General features: G+C 27.5%; 19 protein-coding genes. 6 read left to right on the forward strand and 13 right to left on the reverse strand.

The window, feature by feature from the left end; translation table 11 throughout:
• The first annotated feature begins 222 nt into the window (after positions 1 to 222).
• Entirely contained in the window at positions 223 to 1,491 is a 1,269-nt protein-coding gene (gene brnQ / locus CURI_RS09450; RefSeq protein ID WP_014968030.1) for a branched-chain amino acid transport system II carrier protein, read from the forward strand.
• Between the two features lie 72 nt (positions 1,492 to 1,563).
• Here brnQ and CURI_RS09455 read toward each other — a convergent pair whose 3' ends face one another.
• On the reverse strand, positions 1,564 to 2,109 hold the full coding sequence (locus CURI_RS09455) for a cyclase family protein (protein WP_014968031.1): 546 nt from the start codon (positions 2,107 to 2,109) through the stop codon (positions 1,564 to 1,566).
• Between the two features lies 1 nt (position 2,110).
• Positions 2,111 to 2,572, reverse strand: coding sequence for a MarR family transcriptional regulator (locus CURI_RS09460; RefSeq protein ID WP_014968032.1), 462 nt, complete (start codon positions 2,570 to 2,572; stop codon positions 2,111 to 2,113).
• 281 nt (positions 2,573 to 2,853) lie between these two features.
• On the opposite strand from CURI_RS09460, the gene CURI_RS09465 reads away from it, so the two are divergent.
• Positions 2,854 to 3,420 (forward strand): GNAT family N-acetyltransferase, encoded by a 567-nt coding sequence (locus CURI_RS09465; protein ID WP_041701744.1) that lies wholly within the window; start codon positions 2,854 to 2,856, stop codon positions 3,418 to 3,420.
• Positions 3,421 to 3,528: 108 nt separating this feature from the next.
• Here the strand turns inward: CURI_RS09465 and CURI_RS09470 are convergent, their stop codons facing one another.
• The 7 genes from CURI_RS09470 to CURI_RS09500 all read right to left on the reverse strand — a co-directional run bounded on the left by CURI_RS09470 (position 3,529) and on the right by CURI_RS09500 (position 11,014).
• Positions 3,529 to 5,421: an FtsX-like permease family protein gene (locus CURI_RS09470; RefSeq protein WP_014968034.1), complete on the reverse strand. Its 1,893-nt coding sequence runs from the start codon at positions 5,419 to 5,421 to the stop codon at positions 3,529 to 3,531.
• Positions 5,396 to 6,169 (reverse strand): ABC transporter ATP-binding protein, encoded by a 774-nt coding sequence (locus CURI_RS09475; protein WP_014968035.1) that lies wholly within the window; start codon positions 6,167 to 6,169, stop codon positions 5,396 to 5,398. The genes CURI_RS09470 and CURI_RS09475 overlap by 26 nt, the downstream gene beginning before the upstream one ends.
• A gap of 99 nt (positions 6,170 to 6,268) precedes the next feature.
• Positions 6,269 to 6,988, reverse strand: a complete 720-nt coding sequence (locus CURI_RS09480) for a sensor histidine kinase (RefSeq protein ID WP_228370412.1) — start codon at positions 6,986 to 6,988, stop codon at positions 6,269 to 6,271.
• A gap of 261 nt (positions 6,989 to 7,249) precedes the next feature.
• Positions 7,250 to 7,948 (reverse strand): response regulator transcription factor, encoded by a 699-nt coding sequence (locus CURI_RS09485; protein ID WP_014968037.1) that lies wholly within the window; start codon positions 7,946 to 7,948, stop codon positions 7,250 to 7,252.
• Positions 7,949 to 8,106: 158 nt separating this feature from the next.
• Positions 8,107 to 8,811, reverse strand: coding sequence for a TraX family protein (locus CURI_RS09490; RefSeq protein ID WP_014968038.1), 705 nt, complete (start codon positions 8,809 to 8,811; stop codon positions 8,107 to 8,109).
• Positions 8,812 to 9,432: 621 nt separating this feature from the next.
• Entirely contained in the window at positions 9,433 to 10,185 is a 753-nt protein-coding gene (locus tag CURI_RS09495; RefSeq protein WP_014968039.1) for an SDR family NAD(P)-dependent oxidoreductase, read from the reverse strand.
• A 274-nt stretch (positions 10,186 to 10,459) separates the two neighbouring features.
• Positions 10,460 to 11,014, reverse strand: coding sequence for a helix-turn-helix domain-containing protein (locus CURI_RS09500; RefSeq protein ID WP_014968040.1), 555 nt, complete (start codon positions 11,012 to 11,014; stop codon positions 10,460 to 10,462).
• A 117-nt stretch (positions 11,015 to 11,131) separates the two neighbouring features.
• On the opposite strand from CURI_RS09500, the gene CURI_RS09505 reads away from it, so the two are divergent.
• Both CURI_RS09505 and CURI_RS09510 read left to right on the forward strand, forming a co-directional pair.
• Positions 11,132 to 11,722, forward strand: a complete 591-nt coding sequence (locus CURI_RS09505) for a LysE family transporter (protein WP_014968041.1) — start codon at positions 11,132 to 11,134, stop codon at positions 11,720 to 11,722.
• Positions 11,723 to 11,945: 223 nt separating this feature from the next.
• On the forward strand, positions 11,946 to 12,509 hold the full coding sequence (locus CURI_RS09510) for an HDIG domain-containing metalloprotein (RefSeq protein ID WP_014968042.1): 564 nt from the start codon (positions 11,946 to 11,948) through the stop codon (positions 12,507 to 12,509).
• A 377-nt stretch (positions 12,510 to 12,886) separates the two neighbouring features.
• On the opposite strand, the gene CURI_RS09515 is transcribed toward CURI_RS09510, so the two are convergent.
• From CURI_RS09515 to CURI_RS09530, 4 genes are all read right to left on the reverse strand, one after another.
• Positions 12,887 to 14,125, reverse strand: coding sequence for a cation:proton antiporter (locus CURI_RS09515; protein WP_014968043.1), 1,239 nt, complete (start codon positions 14,123 to 14,125; stop codon positions 12,887 to 12,889).
• Positions 14,125 to 14,751: a TetR/AcrR family transcriptional regulator gene (locus CURI_RS09520; protein ID WP_041701747.1), complete on the reverse strand. Its 627-nt coding sequence runs from the start codon at positions 14,749 to 14,751 to the stop codon at positions 14,125 to 14,127. Before CURI_RS09520 ends, CURI_RS09515 begins: the two co-directional genes overlap by 1 nt.
• Positions 14,752 to 15,310: 559 nt before the next feature.
• Positions 15,311 to 15,799 carry a DUF2785 domain-containing protein gene (locus CURI_RS15060; protein ID WP_187287395.1) on the reverse strand — a complete coding sequence of 163 codons (489 nt, stop codon included), beginning with the start codon at positions 15,797 to 15,799 and terminating at the stop codon, positions 15,311 to 15,313.
• A 155-nt stretch (positions 15,800 to 15,954) separates the two neighbouring features.
• Positions 15,955 to 19,491, reverse strand: a complete 3,537-nt coding sequence (locus CURI_RS09530) for an AAA family ATPase (RefSeq protein WP_014968046.1) — start codon at positions 19,489 to 19,491, stop codon at positions 15,955 to 15,957.
• Positions 19,492 to 19,864: 373 nt separating this feature from the next.
• On the opposite strand from CURI_RS09530, the gene CURI_RS09535 reads away from it, so the two are divergent.
• Complete coding sequence (locus tag CURI_RS09535; RefSeq protein ID WP_014968047.1) at positions 19,865 to 20,374, forward strand: RNA polymerase sigma factor; 510 nt, start codon at positions 19,865 to 19,867, stop codon at positions 20,372 to 20,374.
• Positions 20,367 to 21,398 carry an anti sigma factor C-terminal domain-containing protein gene (locus CURI_RS09540; RefSeq protein WP_014968048.1) on the forward strand — a complete coding sequence of 344 codons (1,032 nt, stop codon included), beginning with the start codon at positions 20,367 to 20,369 and terminating at the stop codon, positions 21,396 to 21,398. The genes CURI_RS09535 and CURI_RS09540 overlap by 8 nt, the downstream gene beginning before the upstream one ends.
• Positions 21,399 to 21,424: the final 26 nt, after the last annotated feature.

A 21,424-nucleotide genomic window follows, 5' to 3' on the forward strand; every position in this document is an offset into this window, starting at 1 on the left:
TTTTAGTTTTGATAATTTTTTCCCTATGTTCTATAATATGCATTTTTCAATGGTTTGGTTACAATATTCAAATGAATACTTTTACTTATATTGTTTGTCGTATTTTGTTATTCATTGTTGATAATATTATATAGCTATGCTAATATCTAAAAGTACTTCTTATTTAATAAAATAATAATTAACTTTATATAATAATTTAGGTAATTTAAAGGAGGAACTATTTTGAGGAAAAGTACAAAAGATATAATTATAATAGGATTTGCTTTATTCGCTATGTTTTTTGGTGCTGGTAATTTAATATTCCCACCATTTCTAGGTAATATGGTGGGTGACAAATATATTTTAGGAATTATAGGATTTATATGTACTGGAGTTGGACTACCACTTCTTGCTATAATAGCTACAACAAAAGGTGATGGTACTTTCGAAACAATGGCATCTAAAATAGGTCCAAAGTTTGCTTTAATATTTGCATCTACATTATTTATAGCAATAGGACCTATGCTTGCAATTCCAAGGACAGCTGCTACTACTTATGAATTGACTTTAAGCCCATTGTTACCTGGTCTTACTCCTTTTATTTCAATGGTAATATATTTTGGAATAAATTTAATATTCGTACTAAAAGAATCTTCTATAATAGATACTATAGGTAAGTATCTTACTCCCATGCTGATACTTATATTATCTTTTATAATTATAAAAGGGATTGTTTTTCCTATAGGAAATATTGTTCACACTAATGTAACATCTGTATTATCATTTTCTTTTATAGAGGGTTATCAAACTATGGACGCACTAGCTGGACTATTATTCGCATCTGTTATTACAAATTCACTAAAGTCAAAGAATTATTCAAAAGACGAAATACTTCCTATGACTCTTAAATCAAGTGCTATAGCTATAGTTGGTCTAACTTTTATTTATGGTGGTTTAACGTTCTTAGGAGCTCAAACAAGTGGATTTGAAATTGCTAATTTATCTAAAACGGGCTTGCTGTTATTACTATCAAGATCTATACTAGGTAACCTTGGTTCCACTATAATAGGCATAGCGATTGGACTTGCTTGTTTAACAACTTCTATTGGATTATTGACTGCTGGCTCTTCATTTTTCGAAAAAATATCAAATGGAAAGCTTCCTTATAAAGTAAATGCAGTTGTGATTTCAATAATCAGTATTATCATAGGATGTCTTGGAGTTGACAATATTGTTAAAATATCTAACCCTATTTTAAATGTACTATATCCAGTAACAATAACATTAATAGTTACTACACTAGCCAATAAATATATAAGAAATATAAAAGCAGTAAGAGTTGGTGTTTATACTTCATTATTATTTGGTCTACTTCAAGTAATACCATCGATTAAACTAAATTTTATACCTCTTGGTAAGTTAGGATTTGCTTGGCTTGTTCCAACTGTAGTTTCCATATTAATAGGACATCTTGTATTTTATACACCTAAACAAAATTCTAATAATTTATAATAAAAAAAGACTATATCAAACTTCAAGTTTGATATAGTCCTTTTTATATAGGTAAAACTAATCTATTATCTTCTATATACTTTCAATTTCAACTTTTATTGCTGTAGCATCTTTTAATTGAAGCCATTTTAGATTTACTTTGAGATCAGAAGGAACTTTATCTAAGTTACATATATTCTCCACAACGTAAGAATTTCTACTTTCAACATATTTATCTATCACTAAATGATCTTTTCCATGCTGTATTCCACTTAAATCTATTCCTATTAGCTTTGTGTTAAAATCTAATAACTTATCTATAACTTGATTTGTTAAATAAGGACTTGTCTTAGAATCAAAGTATTTTTCACTTCCATATCCGTACTGTTCCATATACCCTGTTCTGAATATTACAAATGAGTTTTGTTCTAGGTTAATATTTTCTAAGACATCAATATCTATAACCTTTATCCCTCTAACATCTATTACTTTAACTTTAATTTCTGATGGTAACTCTATATTCGAAAGATTATAGCAGTCTATATGAGTTCCTATATGTTGTCTTTGATGTTCTGGTTGTGAATCCCCCCACTCTAATATTTTCTTCGGAATACTGAATTTCTTTAAGTGTAAGTTCATATTATATCTCCCCTTCTAGTTCTATCATTTCATCCAAATAGTTATTAAACTTGATCAAGAAATTAGCTACAATCTCTTGATCTTCTTTATCTATGTTTTTAAAAAATTTATTATTTCTTTCTTCCCACTTCTTATGTTGGATTTCATGTCGCTTATATAGTTTTTCACCTGGTTTTGTTAGCTTAAAGTATATTTCCTTATCATTATTAGGATTTTTATATTTCTCAATAAGATTATTACTTAAGAGTTTTTTGCTAATCTTGCTTATAGCACCTCTTGTCATATTCATACTCTGAGATATTTTAGTAACATTAGGATCTTTTATTTTTCCTATGATATCTATACAGTGTATTTCTGAAACTCCATACTCTTCATACTCATTCTTAAAAGCTATCTTTCCTAGAGTTTCTTCCTTCTCATATATTTCTTTAAGGCTTTTCATGATAATGTCAATATTACTCACTTTATACACCTCCATATTGTTTCCTCAGAAACAATAATATCGTTTTTTTGTTTCCTTGTCAACATAAAAAAAATAAAATTGTTATTTTATTTAATAGTAACTCTTTAATTTCTACAACATTTATTATTCTGACATTAAAATAAATAATTTTAACGTAACGAAAGTAATTACCGTATAACATTAACAAATATTTGTAGTTTTGTATTTTGTGATATATAATCAGATAAATAGAAAGTCTAAAAAATGAAATAGATCTTATTTATATTGTTGGAGGAACAATGATGAATCACTTAGGAACAGTACAAATAGAAACAGATAGATTGATATTACGTAAATTTGATATATCAGACTTACACGCATTGTTTAACAATTGGGGAAATGATATAGAAGTAACCAAATTCTTAACATGGCCAACCATTATGTCTGTCGAAACGGCCGAAAGTATATTATCAAACTGGGTTGATAGTTATGCTGATAAAAAATTTTACCAATGGGCAATTGTATTAAAAGAAAATGGTGATGAGCCTATTGGTACTATCAATGTTGTTCATATGAATGAAGAAATTGGTATGGTACATATTGGTTATTGTATCGGAAGGAATTGGTGGAATAAAGGTATAGCATCTGAAGCATTTAAAGGAATTATTCAATTTTTAATTGAAAGAGTTGAAGTTAAACGTATTGAATCTAGGCATGACCCAAGAAACCCAAGCTCAGGTAAGGTGATGTTAAAATGTGGTCTAAAGTTTGAGGGAACATTACGTAATGCTGACATTAATAATCAAGGAATTTGCGATGCTTCTATGTATTCTCTTTTAAAAGAAGATTATTATAGTTTTAAAGAATAAGGCCTTAATACATTTTTATTATTAGTCTAAAAGAGAACGCATGTGTTCTCTTTTAGACTAATATTGTTATCAGCAATATTTTTTAGATTAGCTTAAAGTATAAATGTTTTATTTTATATATTCTATAAGATGCTTAGTAAATCTTTGTCTAACCCCTAGAAAATAAATTCCTTGTACTAAAAAGAATGCAATCAATACTAGAGTAGACTTAGACCCTATAACATCTTGAGAAGACGTTTTTAACATCTGTATAGCTACCGAAGAGTGAATTGCAGCGACAATGTATGGTATAAAAAACAAACTAGCTATTTCAATAGTTGTAATCTTCTTTAACTCTTCATTAGACAATCCTAATTTTGAAATACCTTTATATTTTTCTCTTTCTTCATCTAAATCACTATAAAATCTAAAGTATAAAAAACTTCCCGCTCCTATAAAGAATATTAGTCCAATAAAAAAAGCGATATATAATAATATATTCGATTGTTGCTGTTCTACCTCATACATATCTCCACCAGTAAGAAATATAAATGGATCTTTATATTTATGTTGAAACTCATCTTTTAATGTAGTAGCTATATCACCTGTATCTGTCCATCTTTCTGTATCATAAAGATATAACTTTTCTTTATCTCCTTTTAATTTACTAAACGTTTGGTCATCTATTACCATAAGAGTATCTAAAACACCTTGTGGTACTATATTTTTATCTACAATATCTACTACTTTAAATTCTAAATTATTTTTATTTAAATGAATTTTTGAATATTGCTGCTTTATTTTTTCCCAATCTTGTTTCTTCATACTAGAGTTTACTAGCGCTACTTCACCTTTATTTAAATTTAAACTTTTAGTGTCTATATTAATACCCACTTTATTAAAATCTGATTGTTTTATCATATAGAAGTCTTTTTGTTCATTCATAGTATCTTTTACATAATCCATATTATATTTTTTATAATGAAACCCTTCTGATTCAAGAAGTTCTTCTATACGTAGTGTGTGCTTTAACTCATCTTTATTCCCTTCCATAGATACATAGATAAAAGGAAATGGAAAATGAACTTTAGTTGTAGAGATTTGATTTGTTTTCATAGAATAAAGTAATCCTATAGATATAAAAGTTACTGTAGAGGCAATACATACTAAAAACAGCATTCTTGAGTTATCCTTTACTTTATAAGATAAGTTAGAAATCCATAATAAATTTGTTTTACTCAAATAAATATTCCTATTTCTTTTTAACAAGTTCAATGCAAAAACGCTAAATTGACTAAACAACAACAAAGTTCCTACTAGTACTAGCCCTGTCATTAGATAAGGAACGAAGCTTTGTTCATATTTATCACCAGATAAACCTATATAGTATCCAGCACCTATCATTAAAATAGACATTAAAGCTAAGATTATTGATGACTTAGGAGCTTTACTGGCTTTTTTTCCTGCTTTTAAAAGTTCAACTGTCTTTTCTGCGTTAATTAGCTTAGGCACAATAAATGAAATTAGTATAAATATTATAGAAAATGATATAACAGTTAATATTATAGCTTTTAATGGAAAGTAAAACTCTAAGTTTTGAACCCCTAAAAATTTACTTGTAAACATTAAAAATAGTTTAGATGAAGCTAGTCCAATTATTATTCCAGTAATAATTGACGAGTACCCTATAACCATATTCTCTATAAATATTAATTTATTAAAGTCTTTTTTATCCATTCCTAGTATAGTTAAAATTCCAAACTCTTTTTTTCTAACCTTTAAAAACGTGTTTAGTGAATATAGTACGAAGAAAAAAGTAAAAGAAAAGATTATGATTTCTGATAGCAGTAATGCTGTGAATACTGAAGAGCCTGTTTCATATGAGTTAAAGAGTAATGGATGGTATAAGGATAGAGCAAACGAGAAGAATATAAAAACTGAAAATACACAACTTAAAGAATAAGCAATATATGCGTGTATATTTCTTTTAACATTGTTAAAAGCCAATTGAAGTAAAGTCATTCTTATCTCCTCCTAACAAAGAAAGTGTATCCATAATTTCTTGATAAAATACTTTCGTGTTATTTCCTCTATGAATTTCATTATAGAGTTCTCCATCCTTTATAAATATTACTCTATGACAAAAACTTGCTGTATATGGATCATGAGTAACCATTAAAGTAGTAACTTTCTCTTTTAAGTTTATATCATGGAATAACTTCATAACATCTTTAGCTGACTTAGAGTCTAGATTTCCAGTTGGTTCATCAGCTAGTAATAAACTAGGGGTATTTATAATAGCTCTAGCAACTGCTGTTCTTTGAGCTTGACCTCCAGATACTTCATAAGTTCTCTTATTTAATATTTCTTCGATACCTAGCTTTTTTGCTACTTCATTAAGTCTTTTATCCATTTCTTTTACAGGATATTTGTCTAAAGTCAATGGAAGTATTATGTTCTCACCTATTGTTAGAGTATCTAGTAGGTTAAAATCCTGAAATACAAAGCCTAATTCTTTTCTTCTAAATTCAGCTAATTCTTTTTGATTTAAACTATGAGGATTAAATTCATTAATTATCACTTCTCCAGATGTCGGTAAATCAATAGTAGATATAATATTTAATAATGTAGTTTTTCCACTTCCCGAAGGTCCCATTATTCCAACAAACTCTCCTTTTTCAATAGAAAGGTTAATGTTTTTCAAGGCTTTATATGCTACTTTTCCTTCATATACCTTATTGAGTTTGCTTATTTTAAGTATTTCTTTCATATATATCAGTCCTTTTTTTATTATTATAGCCTTATTCTAATACTTATAAAAAATATCTACTATCGAGTTTTCTTTCACATATATTACATGTCTGTAATGTTAGTCAAATATTATATTAACAGTAGTTCCCGTTCCTTCTTCCGATTCAATTTCTATATCATGAGATAATTCTTTGCATACTTCTCCAGCAATATAAAGTCCCATTCCAGTAGATTCTCCAAACTTTCTTCCATTTTCACCAGTATAAAATTGGTCAAAAACTCTTTTTATATCTTTCTTTGGAATTCCTACACCATTGTCAATTATTGATAATTTAACTTTATTCTTTTCTTTATAACTTTTTATATAAATTTTATTACTTTTCATACAAGAATACTTTATAGCATTTATAATTACTTGTTCTACAATAAATACTAGCCATTTAATATCTGAAAATACCATTATATCTTCGTCTATATCTACTTCAGGAAATACATTATTTACTATAAAATATCTTCTCATATTATTTATAACTTGTTTTATTAAAGGTTTTAGCTTTACTTTATCAACATGAAAGTCATGAGTAAAAGTATCGAAACGAGCCATATATAGAGCCATGTCTAGTCCCATATCTAATTTCTCTAACTCATTTTTTATACTATCCATATAAGTTTCTTGTTCGTTTTCCTGTACTATTAAATTTATTACAGAAAGCGGCGTCTTCATTTGATGTACCCATTGATTTATAAAAGTTAAATGCTCTTTTTGCTTGTCCTTGTATATTTCTATACTCTCTTGATATAGCATATACTGTTTTTTTAACAAACTGCTTACTTTCATTGTCAGTGGAGAATCACCCAAATAACTTAAAACTTCATCCATATCCTTAGGTTCTGATGATAGTTTTTTATATAATTCCCTATTTATAAAATATTTGTATACTAAAAATAAAAACAATATAAAAAACATAGGAAAATAAAATATAGTGTATTTGAAAAAGTGTCAAACCCTCCTACCCATCTATAAAAAATAAATAATATAGAGAAGTTAAATAAATATAGCAAAATATAAGAAATGTGTTCTTTTAAAAATAACTTCATATTAATTCCTCCAAGTAATTACTATTTTATAGCCTACACCTCTTACAGTTTCTATTGCATTATCTACTCCTAACTCTTCAAATCTTTTTCTAAGTCTTGCTACATTTACATTAAGAGTATTTTCTTCTACAAAAGACTCATCATCCCATAGCTTCTCTAGTAGTAATTGCCTTGATACTGCCCTTGGATAGTTTGATATAAGTATTTCTGCAAGAACTGCTTCCTTCTTAGTTATCAGTATACTTACATCTTTATATGAAATTTCAGGTCTTTCAGGATATAGAGTTAACCCTTCTAACTGTACTACTCTTTCTGAAGATTTCGTAGCATAACTGCTATAAGCTCTTCTTAACTGACTTTTTATTTTAGCAACTAGAACTTCGTAGTAAAAAGGCTTTGTAATATAGTCATCTCCTCCACTTTCTATGCCCATAACCTGTTCCATTTCTCCACCTCTAGCAGAAACAAATATTATTGGACAATTAGAATTTTGCCTTATTTTTCTGCACCAGTAATAACCATCAAACTTAGGTAAGTTTACATCTAACAGTACTAAATGAGGATCTATCTCATCGAAGTCTACTAATATATTATTAAAGTTTTTAACTAAAAAAGATTTATATCCATATTTCGAAATGTGCGAGGACAAAAGCTCAGCTATACTTAGATCGTCTTCAACAATCATTATTCTATAATCCATAAAATCACCCTCCTTATTAATAGGATTAATTATACTATACCCTCATTCATATATTAATAAAATAACCAATAGATTGTAGTTTATAACTTTTAAATATAATAGGCTGATAGTAAAAATATCAGCCTATTATATTTATTATATTTAAGTTTTGGACGATTCTACTGCATAAAAGCTTCTATCAAAGCTATCGCCCATAAGTGTAATGGATAGAACATATAGAAAAAATATTTAGTAAACTTATTGTTGGGTCCTCTTTCTCCATTGTATAGAAGAATAAACGGTAAGGCGAAAACCATAAGTATTTGTGGGTCATATATTAAGAGTTTCTCGTATATTGTACCATCACTACCACTAAGGGAGCCTGGTATTATTAACAGTGTAAACACTAAGATATATACTACTGATAGTAACATTTTTTTATCTCTACAGAAATAAAATATTAAGAACATCAGTACTCCAAATATTGATGCCTCTGAAAATAAGCCCAACATTCCAAATACTACAGCCAATGGTAGACCCTTTTTATAATCTTTTGAAGTTCTCATATATTCTATAGCTGATAACATAGCAACCCCATGTGCAAGAGATAAGAATATATTATTAGTTATATACTGTGCGTTTGGAACCGATATAGAAAGCATTCTAGATCCAATAAACATTACTAATGTCCAAGTGTATAGTCTTAAAACATATTTTTTCCTACTACTGGTATGAAAAAACCCTTCCACCACTAAATAAATAAATATAGGTGCTACTAACCTTCCTAACCATGGAAACCAGATAGGAGTGTTCCCTATATAGCTTGCTAGGTGGTCAAAGACCATAAAAATTACCATTATAAGCTTTAATATAAATGCGTTCATAATAATCCTCCTTTGTTTCTTTACTTATACTACAATTCTAAGTTTAAGTATTATCTTGAACAATTTATTAAAATTACATTTTAAAAAGTTTTCTTACAATCATGTAATAAAAGAATAAGACATAACAAAATAATTTTAAAATTATCTTAATCATGTCTTATTTCATTAATTTTATTATATTAACTTAGGTTGCTTAGTAAGTTATAATTTTCATAACTTATATTATGTTTTGACCATACTTTAACCCAACAAATTGCGGGACAAATGCAAGCAGGTTTTCTCATATCTGGATTTTATGAAGACTATCATCCAAGTGCACGACTTTTAATTGATGAGTTTATGTCTACCTACATTGCTACTAAAGCAATTAAAATTCTTTAGTATGTTTTTTAAATCATAGCTAATTTGCAAGTTATATTGCATAGTGAAAAAATAGTCATCTATATTAAAATGAGCTAATTATTATTTAATAATAATTAGCTCATTTTTACAATATATGGGTTCGGAGTAAATAAATCAATTTCTTTTTTACCCACTTTTAATTTTATAATAAGATTTTGGATACAGAAAGTTCGCCTTTTCAGTAACAGCTTTTTTAATATGTCTACCTTAAACTCTAAACTATTTTATTAACCATCCTCCATCAATAACAAATGCCGATCCATGAACAAACTTGGCGTCTTCACTAGCTAAATAAACTGCCAATTTTCCTATTTCTTCTGGCTTTCCTAATCGCTCTGCAGGAGTCGTTTTTATTAGTGGAGCAGCTTGGCTTCCTTCGTCAAACATCCCTGACGTCATTTTTGATTCTATAGCTCCAGGACATATTGCATTACAATTAATTCCTTTTCTACCATAGTCAAATGCCATTTGCTTAGTTAAGCCCAAAACAGCATGTTTCGTAGCTACATAACCAGCACCTGAACCAACCTCAAAAGAAGCTATAGAAGCTATATTGATAACTGATCCTTCTCCTGATTTTAGTATTTCAGGTATAGCATACTTACTCATTAGAAAAATACTATTTAAGTTTATATCTATCATTCTATACCAGTCTTCTTCTTCTATATCTGCTAATGGATATGGAGGTTGAGTTATGCCTGCATTATTAACTAATATATCAATTTTACCAAAATGTTTAATAGTTTCTGAAATTAACATTTGTACTTCTTGACTTTTTGACACATCAGCTTTAATAGCCAAAGCTTCTCCACCTATTTTATTAATCTCTTCTACTACTTCATTTGCAGAATCAATACTTCTAGCTACATTTACTACCACTTTAGCGCCTTCTTTGGCATACTCTAAAGCAATTCCCTTTCCAATACCAGAACCTGATCCAGTAACTATAGCTACTTTATTTTTAAGCTTCATAAAATCTCCTCCATTTCTTATATATTTTTATACCCTTAGTAAATATTGAGAAACAATATTAAGTATTTTAAAATTAGATAATTATATTTCAATCACCATCTTCTATAAGTATATATATTGGAGTTTTATTTATGATATGATTCTACATTTTGTTATAATTAAGACTTTATAATCTTTTTAATATGTTTTTATCAGCACTTTTATTTAGATTATATATAATCTAATATGATATAAATATATACTAATAATTTAGTTGCAAGCAAGCTTTAAGATTTTATACTGGATAATAAATAACCATACTTAACAAGCAAGTGGTATCATCTAAATTTTTATAAGTATGAGGGTTATCAGCTTTAAATCGTATAGAATTTCCTTCTGTTATAACAAAATCTTCACCATCTATATTAATAGTAATGTTGCCAGAAAATACAGTTATAAATTCCTGTGTTCCTTTTTGGTGAGGATCTGAAGATAAATAACCTCTAGCATCGATCTCAATAGAATATGTTTCAAATCTCGTTGTGCTATCAAATGGAAACATAGGAAATATTCTTATCTTACCCTTATCCTCAATAACTGGATGAACTTGAGATTTATCTACGATTTCAAAGTCAACTTCAGATATGCTCATAAGTTGAGTACATGATATCTTAAGTCCATTTGCAATCTTCCATATCGTTGATACAGTGGGATTTACTTCACATCGTTCAATCTGACCAAGCATACTTTTACTTACATTAGTCAATTTTGAGACATCATTAAGACTAAGCGTCTTTTCTTCACGAAGTTTTTTTAAATTCTCTGCAATAATAAAATTAAGTTTTTCCAAAATTTAACCTCCATTTTATTGACAGTATACCGTACAAATAGTATTATTATATCACATGGTATGATATATCATCCTTTTTGAACATTATATCATACGATCATCAGTAGGTAAATAAACATGGCCAATTTCACAGCATTTTTATCCTATGTCTTTATTGCAAACTTTGCACCTGGTCCTAATACCATTATGTCAATGTCTAACGCAAGTAGATATGGATTTAAGAAAAGCATAATGTTTAATGTAGGCATATTTTTTGGTGTCTTTATTGTATTTGCTTTAAGTAGTATATTCACTGTTGCACTTTACGATTTTATGCCATCAATTAAGTTAATTATGTCTTATGTTAGTGCAGCTTATATCTTATGGCTTGCATGGCAAACCTACAAAAGCAAACCTCAAAATGATGGCAAAATACAAAAGAATACAAGTACTTTTTCATCTGGATTACTTTTACAGTTTTTCAATCTCGGTGTCATCATTTATGGTCTTACAACAGTTTCAACATTTATCATCCCCCATTACAAATCGGTATCTATACTTGCATATTCTTCTGTAATTCTTGCTTTTTTAGGCTTTATAGGAACCTGCTGCTGGGCGCTATTTGGATCTATATTTCAAAAGTTTTTTATAAAAAATTATAAATTCGTTAATATAGTTATGACAATACTGCTCGTTTATTGCTCAGTTTCATTGTTCTTTAATAAATAGCTTTTTAAATCTAAAAAAATAATAAAATTTGATGAAACTATTATAGGATATAATTAATCATTTAAAATCAACTTTACTAAACACTTGTCTACTTTATATTTTTTTATTTTTTCTAGCTAAAACAACTGTCTATAGCTAAGAAGGCAAGTTTATATATTAATTTTTAAAAAGTTTATTAAGTAAAGAAATTCATAGTTACTTTAATTTAAAGAGGAGGATATATATGAAACGTGAAGAAGCATTAGTATTATTAAAAAACCATGTTAAAACAGATCGTGTATTTAGGCACTCTCTTGCTGTTGAAGCTGCAGTGATGGCTTATGCCGAAAAATTTGGACAAGATAAAAATTATTGGGGATTGTTAGGACTGCTTCATGATATTGATTTTGAAAAGTACCCAGAAGAACATCCAAATCATGCTCCTGCAATTCTTGAAGCTGCAGGTTTTGACAAAAGATTTATTGAAAGTGTTCTTTCTCACTGTCCAGAATCCAATATTTCAAGAGATTCAAAGGAACGTCAATGTTTATATGCTGTGGATGAAATGGCAAGTTTCATTATTGCAATTGCACTAATGAGACCTACAAAATTGGAAGGATTAAATGCAAAATCTGTAAAGAAAAAAATGAAAGATAAGGCATTTGCTAAAGCTGTTAATCGTGATAAATTAATTTCTTCAGCTGAAGAGCTGGAAGTTGATTTTGTCGACCATATAAATACTATTGTTAATGGTCTCATTGCACATGAAGCAAAGCTACAAGCTGAAGGATATAGTTTGCTAGATTAATCTATAAACTATTATAGGATCTAACTGTTTCAATGTAAGAAAATAATTTAAATTAAATCTCATAAGAAATTAAATATATGGGTAAGTGGAAATCCTCATCATTAAAATTTTACACTTATCCTTATATTTAATTCTTTAATAGTTTAGTAATATTTTATATTACATATATAGTTTTTTAAGATTATATACTTGCTATGTATAATTTGTAAAATTAAAGAAGCTGTTTAGCCAAAAGTTTACTTAATGAATTTCACCCTTGTTATTAATCCTTTCGTTTACTATGAATATAATACAGTAAAATTTTTATATATAGTCTAAGCATATAAAGAGCAACTAAAATACATTCAGTTACTCTTTATATATTTATTTTAATCGCTTTAACAAAGTTCAATATCACGTTTCTTATGAAATTCTCCTGACCATTCAAAAGCTTTTTTAGCAACAATTACTGCAATAACTTCGTTTATTACCGCTGCTGCTGCAATAGTACCCTGTATAATCTTTGCACTTTCAGGATTAGAGCCCGATAAAGCAGAAACTGCTATTCCTGTAAATACTAGTGATACTCCTGAGTGTGGTAATAATGTGAGTCCTAGATATTTCTTTACAGTTTGTGGTGAATTAGTAATAGTTGCGCCAAATAATGCTCCACTATATTTCCCTATAGCTCTTGAAACAATATAAATTGCAGTAAATAGTCCTGCATCCAAAATTAAATTATAGTCAAGTGGTGTACCTAGATCTAATATTACCACTAGAAGAGATATACCTAAAATAGGATTGAATGTAATCATTACTTCAGCCAATCTGGCTTCTGAGATCATATTAGCAAATGTAGCTGAAAATGCCATTCCTATTAACATAAAGTTTAATACTGGCTTAGATAAAATTATATTATTGAATATAAATCCTACACCTGATGATATTAATATAGTTGTGATTAAAAGTAGCATAGTTTTTTGTAATGAATTATCTTTTTTAAGTAAAACGCCTGCCAAGAATCCTGTAGCAATTCCAATGATAACTGGTAATAATATCGCTAGTAAAATCATATATATAGGTACTTCTTGCTCTGAAACACTAGCAGATACAATTGAAATTGTTGAGAAGAATACAACCACTGCTACCATATCATCAAGTGCTGCCATGGGAATTAATGTCTTGGTTACAGGACCATCTGTCCTAAATTCTCTTACTATCGATAATGCTGGTGCTGGTGCTGTTGCAAGAGCAATTCCACCAAAAATAAAAGCAAGATATATTGGATTGCCTGTAAAATAAAATACAACTCCAAATGCCAAACTAACTACAAAAAATGTTCCTAATGATTGTGTTAAAGTAGTTACTATAATTTGCTTTCCAGATTTTTTAATTTTGTTCCATACTAGCTCTGTTCCAACTAAGATTCCTACTATACATTCAAAGATATCTACAATAACTTTATACCACTCGGCATCTAAAACAGTTTCATTTACAATACCTAATGCATGAGGACCAAGTATCATTCCTGTAAGTAACCATCCTAAAATAGCAGGTAATTTTATTTTTGATAATAGTTTACCAACAAAAAAGGCAATTATAACTGCTATTATTAATCTTAATACTAATTGTAGCATTATTTTAAATCCTCCTTTGCAATACCATAAAGCATAATGTTTAGTATTTTCCCAAGCTCCATTTCATGTTCATTAATTAAAGAATTAAAGTCGTAATTCTCATATTTTTTGCTTTCAAAGTATCCATTAAACATTTCTTGAAAAATCCAAAAATATTCTATTGCTTCTTCTTTTGTTATGCCTTCTCTTAATGTTATTTTACTTAATGCAAATTGATAAATATTCATATTGAGATCATCAAACTTCTTTCTTAAAACCTTAATTTCTTGTTTTAAGTGCATAGGTGGTTGTAAGACTGCGTTAACAAATATATGACTTAAATGAATATTTTCTTTAAAAAAGCAATATCTTAGATCTAAACATTTTTTCATAATACTTTGAAAATTATTTTCTTTAAACTCTTCAACTTGAAGATAATCTACAAATTGATCAAAACAGTACTTTACGCAATTTAAAAATAAATCATCTTTATTTTTATAATAATGATATATAAGTCCTTTTGAAATACTATTATCATTACAAATATTATTTAAAGATGCATTTTCATAATTTTTAGTCCCAAATTCTATAACAGCTGCATTTAATATTCTTTCTTTACTAATTTCACTTTTTTCTTTTTGCTTCATTTTTTTCCCTCCAAACAAATATAGACCACGCAGTCTATATTTAGCATATCAAAAATAGACCACCTGGTCAACAACCCAAATATTATTATTTTATAAAAAATAAGCTAGTAAAACAATTTTTGTTTTACTAGCTTATACTTTAGTAATAATCAATTCTTCTTTATTTTTTAAACGTTCATATAGTATAATTAATTTTATGTTTATGATAATTAACAATATTTAACTATATCGTATCTTATTATATATACTTGATATTAAAGTTGTATAATTTATACGTTCAAACGTTACAGTTTTGTTATTAGTCTTTTTTAAGGTCACTTATAATAGTATGACTCACTTTTGTATCTTATAATTTTCTAAGTATGCTTCTTATTTCTTCAATAATAAAATTTAACTCCTCTTCTTCTAAGAATCTAAAATATAAACTTCTTAAAAATCCTTTGATATTAACTTTTAAGTGATATTTATTAATATATTTAGCCTTTGGTCTCTCAATTTTAAACCCTTGTAACCAATCCATTATTTCTGAGTTACTAAGTATTTTTCTATTTAAAGCACTCTATATTACTGTAACCATTCTTTCATCTTCTTCATCTACATAAACATAATATCCAATCCAAACCTTAGACTTTATAGAATTCAATACATCTAGTAAATCAGTCTTATTAAAGCAATCGCATTGAACTATTTCATCCAAAGCATCAGCAGTATGTGCTGCCGAGTGAACCCAACCTTTTACCTCAACATACCCTCTAACATCTCGTTCAGTAAGCATAGATTCAATCAGCTTATCTTTAACTTGATATAATACTTCTTCTGATAAAAACTTTTCTTTTCTATGTTCATATGAGATAAGAGCTACTATTAATACTGAGAATATTCTTTTAAAAATAGAGTCGTCATCTTTATTATGTATTTTATAAAAAAGATGTGAACTATCCAAACTAATATTTAGTAAATATTTAAGTTGATCAATATTAAGTCTGCCATTTGGAATCCAATGAAATAAAGTTCCATATATCAACTTATCTCTTAGATCAGAATCCAAAGATCCGATATTGTCCATCATCTCTAAGGCTAATGGAAAATAGCTTTCCTGATTTTCTAGTAAATAATTATTTCTTTTATTTTGATTAATTTTTCTTTTAAAACATTTTTTCCTTGTATCATATAGTATCTCCTCAATGTATTCTTATTAAATTTCTAGCTCCATTCTATTTTAACCTTACTACCACAAATCCCTGATACTGGTGGTGACACCAATAGCTTAACTGGTACTCTATTTTTTAGTTCTTCAACGTGACTTATTATTCCCACACTTAGCTTTTCAGTATGAAGCTTTTCAAGTGAACTCATAGCTACATCTAAAGTTGTAGTATCTAATGTTCCAAAACCTTCATCTAAGAAGAAGAATTCTAGAGACACTTTTCCTTTTAATTGTATTTCAGTTGAAAGGGCTAATGCTAGGGATAGTGACACTAAGAAAGTTTCCCCACCAGATAAAGAGTTACATTCTCTTTTCACTCCACCATTGTAGTTGTCTACTATTATGAAATTATTTTCTTCATCTATTTCTAGTCCATATCTTTCTCTAGTTATTTTTTTTAACTTTGATGTTGCTGTTCTAGATATTGCTTTTAGATGATTCTTGCTTATATATTTTATAAAATCTTTTCCTCTAACTAAGTTTGACATCTCTTGTAAGATATCGTCCTTAGATTGCAGCTTCTTAATCTCACTTTGAATTTCATTTACTCTATCTAAATTTTTACTTAATTCACTTATCTTTTCTCCAACTTGTCCTTTTTTCTTTTGTAGTTCGTTATTGTAGTTAATTTTTTCTTCTTTCTCGCTAATTAAGCTATTCCATTCTTCCGTACTTATTGATCTACCTTCTAGCTGTCTATTTATTTTCTCTATATTTGATTTTAAAAGATTTAATTCTTTTTCATAGTTTTCTATCTCATACTTTAAAACCTCTAATTTGGACCTTTCTATACTATTTTCTTTTACTTCCTCTATACTTTTAAACTTATTTTCTTCTAAAGCTACTTCTAGTTTATCACTCGTGTCTCTAATATTCTTCTCTAATAATAAGTCTTTTTCTTCTGCTCCACTTATCTCTTTTTCTTTACTACTTAAACTACTTTTTAGTTGTTCCAATTCTAATTTTAATTTACTTTCTTTTTTTAAAATATGCTCCACATACTTTTCTATTTTTTCTTTTAAATCTTTTAAATTCTTTCCATCTGATACCTTTTGTATCTTTTCAATGTGTATTTTTATTATTTCTTCTTTTGAATTTATTGATTGCTCTATCTTGATTAACGAATCTTTTAAACTATTTATAGCCTCTTCTATTTGACTTTTCTCTTTTTCCAATACCTTTAGTTTTTCTTTTCGAGTATTCAGCACTATTGTTATTTCTTCTAACTCTTTATCTGTATTGGTTATTTCATCTAATTTTTCTTTTATATTTTCTAGTTTTAATTCCTCTTTTATTTCTTCATAGGATTTTAAGATAAGTTCATATTGTGTCTGTAGCTTTTCTAAATGTACTTCTAATTCATTTTTCTTTTTAACACTATTTTCTATATTAGCTGTAAGAATTGTGTTTCTTTTTTCCATATCATGTTTTTCTTTCGTTATTATTTGTAGTTTACTATTTACTTCTTCAGTTTCACTATTCCACTTTTCTAAATAATCCTGTGATCTTTGAAGCTTTTCTTCTAACATGTTTTTTTCTTTTTCTAACTCTTGAGAATTTGTAGAACTTATTTTTTCTTTTAATGTCTCTATTTCTCTTTCACTATTTTGACTATCTTTGCTAAGAGATGATCCCATAAATTCTAACTTATTTATATCATCTTTTAATGAAGCTACTGATTTTTCTAGCTCTAATTTTATTTTTTCATTTTCTTCTATCTCATCATTACTTACTTTATCTGCTATTCTGGGGTGGGATGTTGAACCACATACTGGACACTCACCATTTTCTCTTAACTCTTTACTAAGAATACTTGCTAAATTTTTATATTTTAAATCTTCTATAAGCTTTGTTATATTTTCTAATGCTTTTTCTTTAGAATTTAGCTCTTTTTTCTTTATTTCTAGTGTCTCACTATTCTCATTTATTTTCTTATCGAGTTCTATTTTTGTATTTTCTATATTCTTTATTTCTATTTCCGTTTCTTTATATTCTTTTATTTTATTATTCATTTCTAGAATATTTTCTTTTAAACTAAATCTAGTCTTATCATCATCCGGTTTTGATTTTAAAAGTCTTTCTCTTATATCCTCTATATTTTTCAATTCACTATTTTTATCATTTAACTCTTCTTCTAATACCTTTTTATCTTTGTATAGTTTTTCTATTTCATTTAAAACATTTTCTTTAAGTATTTGATTTTCTTTTATATTTTTTTCATTTTCTATATGTTTTTCTTCTAGTCTGTACCCTTCTGTAACTTTAGTTCTGTATGTTGATGATATTGATTTTTCAGATATATATTTTTCATCTTTACATATTTTTTCTTCTATTTCTTTTTTATCTTTTATAATTTTTTCTAATTTAATTGATAATTCATCTATCTTTGAACCTATATCTTTTCTTTCTACTATTAAATTTCTATTTTCACTTTCTAACTTTTCTTTCTCTTCTTCTAATTTTATTGCTTCTTCTACTTCATTTTTTTTATCTCTACATAGAGGTATATCCTTTTCTTTTTTTTCATAGATCACTTTATATTCAATCTCTTTTTCTTTTACTTCAATAGTGAGTCTTTCCAATTGTTCTTTATATTTTTTTAGTAACTCTCTATTCTCTATTGCAGCCCTATTAGCTTCTTCTAGTGTATATATGTATGGAACTACTGATGATGCATTTATTCCTTTTTCTAATAGTAAATTTTTTTCATTTATATTTTCTTGGTTTTCTACTAGTTTTTCATATTTAGTTTCATCTACTGCTAGCTGTTGTTGTAGCTCCCATATCTTTTTATACTTTTCATAATCTTTATTTAGTGTTTCTATCTGTTTTTCTAACACTTCTTCTTCTAATAATAATTGTTTTTGCTCTTGCTTAAGTACTTCTATATTCTCCTTAGATACACCATCATATCTACTAAGTTCTCCATTCATTAGATTTAATTTTTCTCTTGCTAAGTCTCTCTTTTCATTTATCCTTTTAGTTAATTTATCTCCATACTCTTCTAATCCTAGTATTCTCTCTAACATTTTATTTCTCTCTGAACCTGTTAGTGTTAGAAATTCACTAAACTTCCCCTGAGGAAGAACTACTGTTTTTATAAAGTCGTCAAAATTTAGCCCTATAACATTTTCTTCTATTTCTTTTTTCACATCTGTAGTTTTTTCTATTATATTTTCCTGATTCCCTAAATTGTCATATGTTATTAGCTTTGCAAATACTGTACTTATACCACCATTTTTTGTTCTCTTTATACTTCTTTCTACCTTATACTTTTTTCTTAAATCTCCATTTCCAGCCTCGAACTCAAAAGATATATACAGTTTATCTACTTCTGTATTTATGTAAGAGGTGCTCTTTCTAGCTACTTGTCCATATATAGCAAGTGTTATGGCATCTAGTATAGTTGACTTACCACTTCCTGTAGGACCAAATATTCCGAATAGTCCTTTTTCTACTAACTTTGAAAAGTCTATTTCCTCTTCTTGCAGAAAGCTATTTAATCCGCTTATTTTGAGATTTATTGGTTTCAATATTTTCACCTTCTTTTTTCTATTTAGTTTATAATTAAGTATTTATTTACTAATCTTTAATAGAGTTATTCTTTATTTTAAGAAACTGCCTTCTGTCATTTCTTAATAAGTTTTTATACACTTAAGTCTCTCTTTTTATTAGATTATAACATATTGGAAAGTAAGGAGAATATATAGTATTATTCTTATTGACTATATTTTCTCTATAAGTCTTATAAACCTTTATATATATTATTAAGTATTTTTATATATTTTTTTAAAAAACTGTATACTTTTTTATATCTAGATTGTTATATACATGAAAGCTTTCAATTGCAATATTACAATAGAATGTATATTGATATTGTTCTATATAAAATTTAAGGTGGTGCTTATGAAGGATGACAGCTTAGAAAACTTGCTAGCTAATGAAATGAAGATTGTATTCAAATATTTAATAAAAATAGGTGCTAGTCTAGAAGATGCAGAAGATGTAGTGCAAGATACTATGTATAAAGTTATAACTAATATCGATTCATTAAATGCAGACAAAATTATATCTTGGTTATTTAAAGTTTCGATAAATAGTTACTATAACATATATAATCAAAATAAGAAAAAAGATATCTATATAGATATTGATGATACTTCTCTAAAGCAACTATCAGATAATATTTTTACTGAGGAAGAAGTATTAAATGAAGAGTTTAAAGATTATATCAACAAAGCTTTAAATTCATTAAAGCCATCTTATAAAAATCTGTTAATTCTCAGATACTTTATGTGTTTATCTTACAAAGAAATATCTCTTCTTTTAGGTATAAACGAAAGTACAGTAAAAACTTATCTTTACAGAGCAAGAAATAAGTTTAGAGAAATATGGGAGGGGTTAAAGTATGACTGATAAAAAAAATGATATATATATTGATGATGAGAAAGAGCTAGATGAAATCTTTGATGAGGTTAAAAGTAATAAAATAAGTAAAGCAATAAAAAATGCTAAAAGATTTTCAACTTTAAAAATTGTATTTATTAGCTTTTTTACATTTGTAGTTTTATCTTTTCTTTCTATATCTATAGGAGAAAAAGTGATTTATAAAAAATGGAATAACTATATTTCTAATGTTGAAAATACATTTTTAATTCAATACCCTAATTCGTTTCCTGGAACGTTTTATACTTATAAAGGCTTTTTTAGCCGTGAAACTGAGTATAAAACATTTAAACTTATAAATGGAAAAAGAGTCTATACTGGCTCTGATGGTATTAAGTTCGATTTATTAGGTAAGAAATATATTCAAGCAGATGGACGCCTTATCAGTTCTACAGAAATGACAGCTGAAGATTTGAATTTTTTACCTCGGTATAACTACCTTGGTCAAAAACTAATGGCGTTTTATTATCCATATGTGGACTATGAAGATAGATATAGCAACGATCTTAATTTACTAGACGATATCGAGAGTAGCAAGTATATAGAATTAGCCTTATCTTTTGATAAGCAGTATACAATAGATCAAGTTAATGATATGATACCGAGTGATATAAATTTAACTTGGTATTGGATTGATGCTGTAGACGATAAAAGTAAAGAAAATCAAAAGCGTTACGTAAACAAGCAAGAAGATGGTCAGTTAGTAGAACAATTTCCTGATTTATGTTATGAAGATCAAGCATATGGTATTAAAACTATAAATGAATATGGAGAAAAGTTAAAAAATCCAGAACAGCGCTTTATAGAAGCTCTAAAACAGCATGATAAAAGTCAAATATATGATATTATTGCTGGAAAAGATAATGAAGTAACTAAAGATGATATAAAGGTTCAAGGCATTGTAGTTACTGGTAATTCTGAAAATCTTAAATTGTTAAAAAATATGTCTTTTATCAAAGCTTCTTCTCTAGGTATTGTAGTAGATAAATATTAATATATATAGCTAGTATCCAGATATCT

This window comes from Gottschalkia acidurici 9a (genome assembly GCF_000299355.1).
Lineage (GTDB): Bacteria > Bacillota > Clostridia > Tissierellales > Gottschalkiaceae > Gottschalkia > Gottschalkia acidurici.